10 protein-coding genes are annotated in these 12,451 nt (G+C 45.6%); 6 read left to right on the forward strand and 4 right to left on the reverse strand.

What is annotated here, in order from left to right; genetic code table 11:
* Window positions 1-429: 429 nt before the first annotated feature.
* The 4 genes from fbaA to tkt form a co-directional block, all read right to left on the reverse strand.
* Entirely contained in the window at window positions 430-1,506 is a 1,077-nt protein-coding gene (fbaA, locus tag ACRRSW_RS18295; protein ID WP_432451808.1) for a class II fructose-bisphosphate aldolase, read from the reverse strand.
* Between the two features lie 100 nt (window positions 1,507-1,606).
* Window positions 1,607-2,770 (reverse strand): phosphoglycerate kinase, encoded by a 1,164-nt coding sequence (locus tag ACRRSW_RS18300; protein WP_432451807.1) that lies wholly within the window; start codon window positions 2,768-2,770, stop codon window positions 1,607-1,609.
* Window positions 2,771-2,819: 49 nt separating this feature from the next.
* A complete protein-coding gene (gene epd, locus ACRRSW_RS18305; RefSeq protein ID WP_439037764.1) occupies window positions 2,820-3,863 on the reverse strand; it encodes an erythrose-4-phosphate dehydrogenase in 1,044 nt (347 codons plus the stop codon).
* A 78-nt stretch (window positions 3,864-3,941) separates the two neighbouring features.
* Window positions 3,942-5,936, reverse strand: a complete 1,995-nt coding sequence (tkt, locus tag ACRRSW_RS18310; RefSeq protein ID WP_432451802.1) for a transketolase — start codon at window positions 5,934-5,936, stop codon at window positions 3,942-3,944.
* Window positions 5,937-6,507: 571 nt separating this feature from the next.
* Here tkt and clcA point away from each other — a divergent pair.
* The 6 genes from clcA to ACRRSW_RS18340 all read left to right on the forward strand — a co-directional run bounded on the left by clcA (window position 6,508) and on the right by ACRRSW_RS18340 (window position 12,451).
* Window positions 6,508-7,920 (forward strand): H(+)/Cl(-) exchange transporter ClcA, encoded by a 1,413-nt coding sequence (gene clcA, locus ACRRSW_RS18315; RefSeq protein ID WP_432451801.1) that lies wholly within the window; start codon window positions 6,508-6,510, stop codon window positions 7,918-7,920.
* A 434-nt stretch (window positions 7,921-8,354) separates the two neighbouring features.
* The gene (gene metK / locus ACRRSW_RS18320; RefSeq protein ID WP_432451800.1) at window positions 8,355-9,506 is read left to right on the forward strand and encodes a methionine adenosyltransferase; all 1,152 of its coding nucleotides are present in this window, start codon (window positions 8,355-8,357) and stop codon (window positions 9,504-9,506) included.
* Between the two features lie 75 nt (window positions 9,507-9,581).
* On the forward strand, window positions 9,582-10,049 hold the full coding sequence (locus tag ACRRSW_RS18325) for a SprT family zinc-dependent metalloprotease (RefSeq protein ID WP_432451799.1): 468 nt from the start codon (window positions 9,582-9,584) through the stop codon (window positions 10,047-10,049).
* A 134-nt stretch (window positions 10,050-10,183) separates the two neighbouring features.
* A complete protein-coding gene (rsmE, locus tag ACRRSW_RS18330; protein WP_432451798.1) occupies window positions 10,184-10,915 on the forward strand; it encodes a 16S rRNA (uracil(1498)-N(3))-methyltransferase in 732 nt (243 codons plus the stop codon).
* Complete coding sequence (gene gshB, locus ACRRSW_RS18335) at window positions 10,916-11,872, forward strand: glutathione synthase (RefSeq protein WP_432451797.1); 957 nt, start codon at window positions 10,916-10,918, stop codon at window positions 11,870-11,872.
* A 15-nt stretch (window positions 11,873-11,887) separates the two neighbouring features.
* Window positions 11,888-12,451 carry a YqgE/AlgH family protein gene (locus ACRRSW_RS18340; protein ID WP_432451796.1) on the forward strand — a complete coding sequence of 188 codons (564 nt, stop codon included), beginning with the start codon at window positions 11,888-11,890 and terminating at the stop codon, window positions 12,449-12,451.

Here is a 12,451-nt window from a genome sequence, read left to right on the forward strand (position 1 = left end):
GGCGACAATACTCACAGATAACACAGTTGTTAAAGTATAAATTTTAGCCATCAGATTAACATTTAACGAATGAATTTTACTAATTCAAATTTTAACTTGCGATCTAGGGCCCTGAAACACATACCAATAACAGAATCACCAATCAACAACTGATTGATTCACATACTCTATAAAGAATAACTAAAACATTCATCAACTAGAAGGTGTAAACCAATGAAGAGAAGTATTATCACAATAAACACAATTAAGCAGCGATAAGCTCTAAGTTCCCAGCATAAGTATCAATTTGGGTTGGTGATAATGCGTCTTTAATCAAGACAAATAAGGGAGTGGAAACTTTGAGAACAAGCAAAATAGATGATAATCAATACACTGAAAACAAAAAGGCTCGCCGAGGCGAGCCTTATATCACACGGTATCGCTATAAAATTACAGTACGTCTACTGCATTCAAATCAGCAAAAGCGCGCTCTAAACGTGCAACCATGCTTTCTTGACCTTTACGTAACCAAACGCGTGGATCGTAGAATTTTTTATTCGGTTGATCAGCACCTTTAGGGTTACCAATTTGGCCCTGTAGGTAAGCTTCATTTTCAACGTAGTAAGCACGTACGCCGTCCCAGCTAGCCCATTGAGTATCAGTATCAATGTTCATTTTGATCACACCGTAGCCGATAGACTCTTGAATTTCTGCTTGAGAAGAACCTGAACCACCGTGGAATACGAAGTTAAGTGCATTTGGAGCAATACCAAATTTCTCAGCACAGTAAGCTTGTGAATCACGAAGAATAGTAGGAGTAAGTACAACGTTACCCGCTTGGTAAACACCGTGTACGTTACCGAAAGAAGCAGCAATCGTGAAACGAGGGCTAATCGCGGTTAGTTTCTCGTATGCATAAGCTACGTCTTCTGGAGAAGTGTAAAGCTCAGACGCGTCCATATCAGAATTATCTACGCCGTCTTCTTCACCACCAGTACAACCCAATTCAATCTCAAGGGTCATGTTCATTTTAGCCATACGAGCAAGATACTCACCACAGATTTGGATGTTTTCTTCTAGTGGCTCTTCAGAAAGGTCAATCATGTGAGAAGAGAACAAAGGCTTACCAGTTTGTGCGAAGAATTCTTCACCCGCATCGAGTAGACCGTCAATCCAAGGTAGCAATTTTTTAGCTGCGTGGTCAGTGTGAAGGATCACAGGAACACCGTAAGATTCAGCAACAGCGTGAACGTACTTAGCGCCCGCAACAGCACCTTGAATCGCAGCGCCTTGGCCTTCAAGTTTAACACCTTTACCAGTGAAGAAACCGGCACCGCCGTTTGAGAATTGAACAACAACTGGCGCTTTAGCCTTAGCTGCAGCTTCTAATACACCGTTAATCGTGTCAGTGTTAACTACGTTAACTGCTGGAAGTGCGAATTTGTTTTCTTTAGCAATAGCAAAAACTTTTTGCAAATCGTCGCCAGAGATAACCCCAGGTTTTACTGCATCGAAGATCTTAGACATATCAATGATTCCATCTACTTATATTTAATTAAAATTATGAACACTTCTGTGCTTTATTACTTATCACAGTGCGGAAGCAAAGCTTCCACACTGTCGCCAGTTAACCTTTAGCACGCTCCTCAAGCATTGCTACGGCAGGTAATACTTTACCTTCTACAAACTCTAAGAAGGCACCGCCCCCAGTAGAGATGTAAGAAACCTGGTCTTTAATTCCGAACTTATCAATCGCTGCTAGTGTATCACCACCGCCGGCTACAGAAAAACCAGCTGATTCAGCAATCGCTTTAGAAATGCCTGCTGTACCCGCTTCAAAATTCTTGAATTCGAATACGCCCACAGGACCATTCCAAAGAATAGTTTTAGCATTACCAATGATTTCTGCAAGCGCCGCTGTTGAATCAGGACCCAAGTCGAAGATCATGTCATCATCTTGAACTTCTGAAACATGTTTAATTTCAGCTTCAGCATTTTCATCAAATGCTTTGGCACATGCAACATCAGTGGCAACTGGAATAGCACACTCTTTCATCAATTTTTTAGCGGTTTCAAGTAGGTCCGCTTCGTAAAGAGACTTACCTACGTTATGACCTTCAGCGGCGATAAAGGTGTTTGCAATACCACCACCAACCACTAATTGGTCAGCTATTTTAGAGAGTGACTCTAATACAGTTAGCTTCGTCGAAACTTTAGAACCACCAACAATCGCAACCAATGGACGTTCTGGTTTATCCATTGCCTTACCTAATGCTTCAAGTTCAGCCGCAAGTAAAGGACCAGCACAAGCAACTTCAGCAAACATACCTACACCATGAGTCGACGCTTGAGCGCGGTGAGCGGTACCAAAGGCATCCATCACGTAAACATCACATAGTGCAGCCATTTTTTTAGCTAAAGCTTCTTCATTTTTCTTCTCACCAACGTTGAAACGAACGTTTTCAAGAACCACCAATTCACCAGCTTTAAGCTCTAAGCCATCGAGGTAGTCAGTCGCAAGACGTACTGGCACATCTAAAGCTTCATTTAAGTAGTCAACCACAGGCTGAAGAGAAAATTCTGCGTTATATTCACCTTCAGTAGGACGACCAAGGTGAGAAGTAATCATCAACTTAGCGCCTTGCTCTAAGGCCAACTTAATGGTTGGAATCGATGCTAAGATACGAGCATCGGAAGTCACTTTTCCATTTTTTACAGGAACATTCAGATCTTGACGTACTAATACGCGTTTACCAGCAAGATCTAAGTCGGTCATTTTGATAATTGACATTATCTGTCCTCATTTAGTTTTAAATTAAACTTACAACCCAGCCGCTTGGCTAAGCCGATAATTCCATCTGACTCATTAAAACGGTGGTGTCTAACATACGGTTGGCAAAGCCCCATTCGTTATCACACCAAGCCAACACTTTGACTAAGTGTTGGCCACTTACTCGTGTTTGTGAGCCATCAATAATGCTTGAATGACTATTGTGGTTAAAATCGATAGACACCAAGGGTTCTTCGGTATAGCTCAAGATACCCGCTAATTTACCGCAAACTGCCGCTTGAATGGCTTGATTTATATCAGAAACTGTAACTTTTTTACACAAAGTTACACTCAAGTCCATCGCCGTAACATTCTGTGTTGGCACCCGCACAGCGATAGCCTCAAACTTACCTGCAAACTTAGGAAGAATACGCTCTACACCTTTAGCCAGCTTGGTATCAACTGGAATAATTGATTGCCCGGCCGCGCGTGTTCTACGCAGGTCACTGTGGTAAGCATCGATCACTTGCTGGTCATTCATGGATGAGTGAATTGTAGTAATAGTACCACATTCCACACCGAAGGCCTCATCCAATACCTGAATCACAGGCACGATACAGTTCGTAGTACAAGAGCCGTTAGAGACCACCTTACTCGCCGCATTCAGCATATGCTCATTAACACCATAGACTACCGTGTGGTCAACGCAAGGATCGGCTGGATGAGAGAACAATACTTTTTTAGCGCCAGCGTCAATATGCATTTGCGCATCAGCGACTGAGCTAAAACGTCCGGTGCACTCCAGCACGATATCCACCTTAAACTCAGCCCACGGCAAAGCACTTGGTTCACGGTTATGCAGCAGCTGGATCTGCTGACCTGCCACTGATAAACATTCCCCCTGTAGCGAGACATGTTCAGCAAAAGTACCGTGGGTAGAATCATACTTAAGTAAATGAGCCATGGCTTCTGGACTGGCTAACTCGTTAATCGCCACCACTTGGATCTGATCTTGTCGCTGAGACTCAAATAACGCTCTAAGCACACTGCGGCCAATTCTGCCAAAACCATTAATAGCGACCCGAATAGGATGATGCTGCATAGTATTTTGCATTTCCATAAATAAGCAACAAAACAAAAAACCCTCTATAATTCAGAGGGTTTTACTCATAAATAATAACTAACGACTGTCTTACAACAGTTCGTTAGCCATCTTCACGAGGTTCTCTTGAGTGAAGCCAAACAACTTAAATAGCTCACCCGCTGGCGCAGACTCACCAAAGGTGGTCATTCCCAAGACCTTTCCATCGAAACCAACATACTTATGCCAGAAATCAGCGATACCCGCCTCAACTGCAATTCGTTTACGGACTGCGAAAGGCAATACAGATTCACGATATTCGGCTGATTGCGCATCAAAAACATCCGTTGCAGGCATAGAAACTACTCGAACAGCTTTACCTGCAGCGCTCAGTTCTTCATAAGCAGCCACGGCAAGTTCAACTTCGGAACCCGTTGCAATCAAAATAAGTTCTGGCGTAGCAGCACAATCTTTCAATACATAACCACCACGAGCAACATCAGCCAGTTGTTGAGCATCACGCGCTTGCGGTGCCAAACCCTGACGAGAAAAGATTAACGATGTTGGGCCATCTTTGCGTTCAATCGCATGACGCCAAGCAACCGCTGACTCTACCGAGTCACAGGGACGCCAAGTGCTCATGTTGGGGGTTAAACGTAAACTCGCAGTTTGTTCTACCGCTTGGTGAGTTGGACCATCTTCACCCAAACCGATCGAGTCATGGGTATACACAAAAATAGTCGGTTGCTTCATTAATGCAGCCATGCGTAAGGCATTACGTGCGTATTCCATAAACATTAAGAAAGTCGCACCGTAAGCTTTTAAACCACCATGTAAGGTTACACCATTCATGATTGCCGACATACCAAACTCACGCACACCGTAATGCATATAGTTACCGGAAGCGTCCTCGGCAGTCACCGCTTGAGACCCAGACCACATCGTAAGATTAGACGGAGCCAAATCTGCGCTGCCACCCAGTAATTCAGGCAATTTAGGACAAAAAGCTTCTAAGGTTTTTTGTGAAGACTGACGCGTCGCGACTTTAGCTTGGTTAGCTTGTAAATCAGCAATATACGAATCAGCAAATGCTGTCCAATCACTTGGTAAGTCGCCGTTCATACGACGTTTATACTCGGCCGCAAGTGCTGGGTAAGCAGCTTCGTAGCCAGCAAATAACTGATTCCACTCTGATTGTGATGAGCCACCAGCCTCTTTTGCATCCCAAGCTTGATAAATATCTTGAGGAATTTCAAAAGCAGCATAGGGCCAATTTAAAAATTCACGAGCAGCCGCTATTTCGTCAGCACCAAGTGGTGCACCGTGACAATCGTGGCTACCCGATTTATTCGGTGAACCAAAACCAATCACAGTTTTACAACAAATCATGGTTGGCTTGCTTGTTTCAGCTTTGGCTGCCGTAATCGCAGCCGCAATTGCGTCGCTATCATGGCCATCGACACCACCAATCACATGCCAACCGTAAGCTTCGAAACGTTTCACGGTATCGTCGGTAAACCAACCTTCGACATCACCATCAATCGAAATGCCATTGTCATCCCAAAAGGCAATCAATTTACCTAAACCTTGAGTACCAGCAAGTGAACAAGCTTCGTGAGAGATCCCCTCCATCAAGCAGCCATCACCGAGAAAGGTGTAGGTATAATGGTCAACCACAGGAAAACCATCTTTGTTGAATTGAGCCGCTAATATTTTTTCTGCTAAAGCCATACCCACAGCGTTGGTAAGACCTTGACCAAGCGGACCGGTAGTGGTTTCTACACCCGGCGCATAACCATATTCTGGGTGGCCTGGCGTTTTAGAATGTAATTGGCGAAAGTTTTTTAGTTCTTCGATAGGCAGTTGATAACCAGAAAGATGCAGTAGAGAATACAACAACATCGAGCCATGACCATTCGATAGAACAAAGCGGTCACGATCTGCCCAATTTGGGTCATTCGGGTTATGTTTCAAAAAGTCGCGCCATAGCACTTCAGCAATATCAGCCATTCCCATGGGGGCTCCAGGGTGACCAGAGTTAGCTTGCTGAACTGCATCCATACTTAAAGCACGAATGGCGTTGGCGAGTTGACGACGAGAAGACATGAATTTCTCCTGCAAATTATAGGCTATAGGGTATCGAGAGGCGCGTATTGTCACAAAGTCAACGATGTTACTCAATAATTATCTAAAAAGAATCGGTAAATTTATGGCTGAGTTCCACTTATTGAGTACTCACGTGGACAATTACTCAAAATAATGGCGCAAATAACAGAACCGAAGAGACAATGTCCCAACGCAAAAATGTCTAAGTGATACCGATCACGTTTTTTTGATTAAAATCATACCAACCTGTCGCAAAAGCACGTAACCTAGTTACACACTCCTCGCTCTGGAGTGGTGACAACACAATCAAACATTAAATGATTAGCAATAACGGATTATTCCTTTGATAGATGAGTTATCGGCTTCTACGCCTCTCCACCCCTTAATTCATTTTCGTCATCCGTTACCTGCGACAAGAGCTTATTTTATATGTTTGAACCGCTGAGTCGGCACCAACGAAACAGCATGGTGATTTACTTTCACCCCAACTAAGCGCTGATTAATTTTATGGACGTATGAATAATTATTCATACGTTGAAGTCATTCTTGCTATTAAGGTTTTAGATTTAAAATGCCTAAGTCTCCCAACTTTCGGTTTTTTCAAGGTGGATTAATCAAGCACCGAACCACCCCTAAATTCTTTACCACCCAATACGATTACATGGTTCTGATTGCTCTTTCTGGCTTTGTTGGCGCAACCGTCGGTTTAGTGATCGCGATGTTTGAAGAACTGATTAATTGGGTTGGTGACTTTCGGATTCACTTAGTCGAGAGCGCTTCGCTAAGTCCTTTCTTAAGTATTATCGCAGGTGCCTTGATTGGCGCTCTGATCACCGCCTTGGGATTTTGGTTAACGGCTCGCTTTGCGCCGGAAGCTTCAGGAAGCGGGATCCCGCACTTAGAAGGCGCTCTGGATGGCTTACATGATATCCGTTGGCGTCGAGTGCTACCGATAAAGTTCTTCGCTGGGGCGCTCACCATCAGTTCCGGAATGGTACTTGGAAGAGAAGGTCCTTCGATTCAAATCGGTGGTTCGGTAGGTCGAATGTTTGCCGGCAGGGCCAAACGTTATCAACACGCCACCCATATCTTAACAGCGGCGGGTGCTGCCGCTGGTTTAGCGGCCGCCTTTAACGCCCCTTTGGCCGGCGTGCTATTTGTAATTGAAGAGATGCGGCCGCAATTTCGCTATAGCATTACCTCATTCAAATGCGTCACCTTGTCTAGCGCCGCGGCAACCATTGTGATGCGCTCGATTCATGGCCAATCGGCAGTGATGGATATTCCGAACTTTTCGATTCCAGCACTCAACTCTCTGTGGTTATTCGCTTTACTAGGAATTATTTTTGGTATTGTTGGCGTTAACTTTAACCGTTGGGTCTTGAGTACCACGGCTAAAGTACAACAGCTCCAAAAAAACCGAATTTCGCGGATCGTGATGACAGGTGCGGCATTTGGTGCAGTATTTGCGACCCTGCAAAGCTTGGTTCCCGATATCACCGGCGGCGGAGTAGAACTCATCACCGAGTTGTTTAGAAATCCAATTGTTTGGGGTGTTTGCCTGTTATTGTTTGTGCTTCGCTTATTTACGACCATTGCGAGTTTTGGTTCGGCTGCACCTGGGGGAGTATTCTCTCCCATGCTCGCACTGGGCACTCTGCTTGGATTAGCATATGGCAGCTTAATGGCAAGTTATTTTCCTGACCTGGTTCCTGAACCAGGCATCTTTGCCATTGCTGGCATGGGGGCTCTGTTTGCCGCAACAGTTCGAGCGCCAGTCACCGGCATCATTTTAGTGGTTGAGATGACCGATAACTACCAGCTCATTTTGCCGTTACTGGTTACTTGTTTAGGAGCGACCTTCATTGCCCAAGCCTTGAAAGGGAAATCACTATATTCTGAACTATTGAAGCAATCACTGCGTAACAATCCTGAAATCAAACGTCAGATCAACGAAAGTCACGAGGATAGTAAAACAAGCTAAACTCGCAATCGCTGTGCGTAAGGATCAGGCATTACGGTTCAAAATAGTAAATGACCCAGATATACAGCCATCACATCGGAAAGCTCGAGCCCAAAGTTAAAGTCATCGCCAAGAACGATAGCACAATTGCTGAGCTTGTTCTTTTCGTCCCTCGTCGGCAACACTCAGCAGCGACTTGTTATATGGTACATAACATTTGATTCAGCGCTTCCCAAATAAAAATCATCAGTAAAGTGGGCTTTAAGCCCGGTAACAGTATTGCTGCAAGCCCCCTGATTCAGTCGCGAGGGTAGCCATTCTCACAGATTATTCGCAGATTCATGATTTAATGAGCGAATAGAGTGGAAAAATAAAGTCAGCGAAACTAGAATAGACGTCCAGATGGTCATCCATCTATACGTCATCAACATTACATTCTAAGAGAGTCCAATCACATGACTACACACTTGTTTACTTCAGAATCAGTGTCTGAAGGGCATCCAGACAAAATTGCAGATCAAATTTCTGACGCTGTATTGGACGCAATTTTAACCCAGGATCCCAAAGCCCGTGTAGCTTGTGAGACTTACGTCAAAACGGGCATGGTGATGGTTGGCGGGGAAATCACAACCTCAGCCTGGGTGGATATTGAAGAATTAGCTCGCTCAACGGTACGAGAAATCGGTTATACCCACTCCGACATGGGTTTCGATGCAGATTCTTGTGCGGTATTAAACGTGGTTGGGAAACAATCTCCAGACATCAACCAAGGCGTTGACCGTGCTCGACCAGAAGAACAAGGTGCCGGAGACCAAGGTTTAATGTTTGGTTATGCGACCAACGAAACCGATGTGCTTATGCCAGCACCTATTACCTACTCTCACCTACTAGTCAAACGCCAAGCAGAGGTTCGCAAGAATGGAGTCTTAAGCTGGTTGCGCCCAGATGCAAAATCTCAAGTTACCTTTGCTTATGAGAATGGCATCATTACCGGGATCGATGCAGTAGTCCTTTCGACCCAACATTGCGACAGCATTTCCACCGAAGATTTGCGTGAAGCGGTAATGGAAGAAATCATTAAACCAGTGCTTCCAGCACAGTGGCTCAATGACAAAACCCAGTACCATATCAACCCCACAGGTCGTTTTGTCATTGGTGGGCCAATGGGCGACTGTGGCTTAACTGGCCGTAAGATCATTGTGGATACCTATGGCGGCATGGCGCGTCATGGCGGGGGGGCTTTCTCCGGTAAAGATCCATCAAAAGTGGATCGTAGTGCCGCTTATGCAGGCCGTTATGTCGCCAAGAATATTGTCGCAGCAGGTTTAGCAGAGCGTTGTGAGATTCAAGTGTCTTATGCGATTGGAGTCGCCGAGCCGACTTCTATTAGTATCGAAACCTTTGGTAGTGGTAAACTCGCTGAAGACAAATTGATTGCCTTGGTACGCAAGCATTTCGACCTTCGCCCTTATGGTATTTTGAAAATGCTCGACCTGGAGCGCCCCATCTATCAAGCCACAGCCGCTTATGGTCACTTTGGTCGCAACGAGTTCCCATGGGAACAAACCGATAAAGCCGAAGCCCTGAAAGCCGATGCTGGCCTATAAACCCAAGCTTCACTAGCTTGAAGCAGCCGAAAGCGTATAATCAGCGATTATCCTTTCGGCTTTTTGGATCTTAAGGTGCAACAACTTTCGCAACAGGTTGAAGCTTGCTTTCAACAAGCAGAACGCTTCTATCAACGTGCATTTACACGACCAGAAATCGTGTTATCGGCACGTCGCAGTAAAGTTGCGGGCAGCGCCAACCTAATTCAATGGCGACTACGCTTTAATCAGCATTTTTACCAACAACAACCACAACACTTCCTCGCTCAAACCGTGCCTCACGAAGTGGCTCATCTAATTTGCCACGCCCTCTATGGTCGAATCAAACCACACGGCAAAGAATGGCAAACCTTGATGCAACAGGTGTTCCACTGCTCACCTACAACCACCCATCGTTACTCCCTGGAAACTCTCGAGCTAAGCACGGTGATGTATCGCTGCCAGTGCCAAAACCATCAATTGGGGATCCGCCGTCATAATAAAGTACTGCAAGGGGCTCGCTATCAATGTAAACGCTGTAAACAAACCTTGGTTGCTCAATAAACCATAACTTGCCAGCCAAATGAGCAGCACTAACAACCGCAACGATTTGCAGGCTAGGCTTCGAGCGACGAACAGTTTATCCTTAACAACCTTATTTGCTTCAATTTTCACTCGCTCAGGAGCCGACACTTAGCATGCGTATTCCTCGTATTTATCAACCCTCCCCACTCAACGTTCAGCAAATCGTTGAATTAGATAGCGAGGCCGCCAACCATGTCGGTCGAGTATTACGGATGACAGCAGGCCAACACTTAGAGCTATTTAATGGCGACGGCAACAATTACTCCGCAAGTATCGAAAGTAGCGGCAAGAAGCAGGTGAGTGTAAAAATATTAACGCAACAACTTAATGCCAGCGAATCCCCCCTCAGGATCCATTTAGGACAAGTGATTTCCCGCGGTGACCGCATGGAATTTACCATTCAAAAATCGGTGGAACTGGGGGTCAATAAAATCACCCCACTCACCAGTGAGCGCTGTGGGGTCAAACTTAACCAAGAGCGTTTTGAGAAAAAACGCCAACAATGGCAAAAAATCGCGATTGCCGCCTGTGAACAATCAGGGCGCAGTGTCGTACCCGAGATCGCCGAACTACAGAGTTTTGAGCAGTGGGCTGGTGAAAACAGTCAAGCAATGAAGTTGAATTTGCATCCAAAGGCCCCATATAGCATTAAGACCCTCCCCATTCCGCTGCATGGCGTAAGATTGTTGATCGGGCCCGAGGGAGGGCTCACAGAGCAAGAAATTGCGGTCTGTAACCAGCATCACTTTCAAGAGACCCTACTCGGTCCACGAGTGCTGCGCACCGAAACTGCCGCACTAACAGCAATAACGGCTTTGCAATGTCAATTTGGAGACTTAGCATAAATGAGTATTAAACTCGGGATCGTGATGGACCCCATCACCCAAATCAATATTAAGAAAGACTCAAGCTTCGCCATGTTGATGGAAGCGCAAGCACGTGGCTATCAAATCTATTACATGGAAATGCAAGACTTGTATCTGGAAAATGGTCGCGCAGCAGCCGCTATGCGCCCTTTGGCAGTCCAAGAAAATGCCCAGTCTTGGTTTGAATTAGGCCCAGAAGTCGATCAAAGTTTAAGTGAATTAGATGTGATCCTGATGCGTAAGGATCCCCCCTTTGATACCGAGTTTATCTACGCCACCTACATTTTGGAGCGCGCCGAGAGCGAAGGTTGTTTAATCATTAACAAACCTCAAAGCTTACGCGATGCCAACGAAAAACTATTTACCGCCTGGTTTGCCGAGTTCACTCCGACAACCCTGGTCAGCAGTGACATGAAGCGTCTGAAAGCTTTCCATCAACAACATCAAGATGTGATCATGAAGCCACTGGATGGGATGGGCGGCGCTTCGATATTTCGCTTAAAACAAGGCGATCCCAATGTTGGCGTGATCCTCGAAACCTTAACCAACCACGGTCAAGAGTACTGCATGGCTCAGTGTTTTATTCCTGAAATTGTCGACGGCGACAAACGGATCTTAATCGTGGATGGCGAGCCGATGCCCTATTGCCTAGCAAGGATCCCTTCAGAAGGTGAAACTCGCGGTAATTTAGCCGCGGGCGGACGCGGTGTGGCTCAACCGCTATCAGAGAGTGACTGGAAAATAGCAAACGCAATTGGCCCAGAACTCAAAGCCAGAGGGCTGGTATTTGTCGGCCTCGATGTGATTGGTGATAAAGTCACCGAAATTAACGTCACCAGCCCGACTTGTATTAAAGAAATAGAAGCAGCCTTCAATATTTCGATTACAGGCAAGTTAATGGATGCCATTGAAGCTAAACTTATAGTATCAACCTAAGTGAAGTGGTCAGCCATGAATACACTGCAAAACCAGTTCTTATTAGCGATGCCTAGCCTGAATGACCCGTTTTTTAAACGAGCGGTGGTTTATATCTGTGAGCATAATGAACAGGGCGCGATGGGCTTAGTCATTAATGTACCAGTGGATCTCTCGGTCGAATCACTACTGGCACAAATCGAACTACATGACGCTACCGAAGTACATCGAGAGCATCTAGACCGCCCGGTATACCAAGGTGGACCGGTGGCTCTGGAGCGTGGATTTGTGTTGCATTCATCCATGCATGGCTTTAGCAGCAGCTTGAAAGTAAGCGACGATCTGATGGTCACCACCTCCAAAGACGTATTAGACACACTTGGTACAGACGCCCAGCCTTCGGATTACATCGTCACCTTAGGTTATGCCAGCTGGGAGGCGGGTCAATTAGAACAAGAGATTGCCGATAATTATTGGCTTACCCTGCCAGCCAATAGCGAAATCATCTTCAAGGTTCCCAGCAATAAACGCTGGGAGGCTGCAGCCAAAAGCCTGGGGATCGATGTTTGGCAACTGTCCAGTGAAGTGGGGCACGCCTAA

Origin of the sequence: Agarivorans sp. QJM3NY_25 (genome assembly GCF_050870875.2) — a bacterium.
In the GTDB taxonomy this organism is placed as follows: domain Bacteria; phylum Pseudomonadota; class Gammaproteobacteria; order Enterobacterales; family Celerinatantimonadaceae; genus Agarivorans.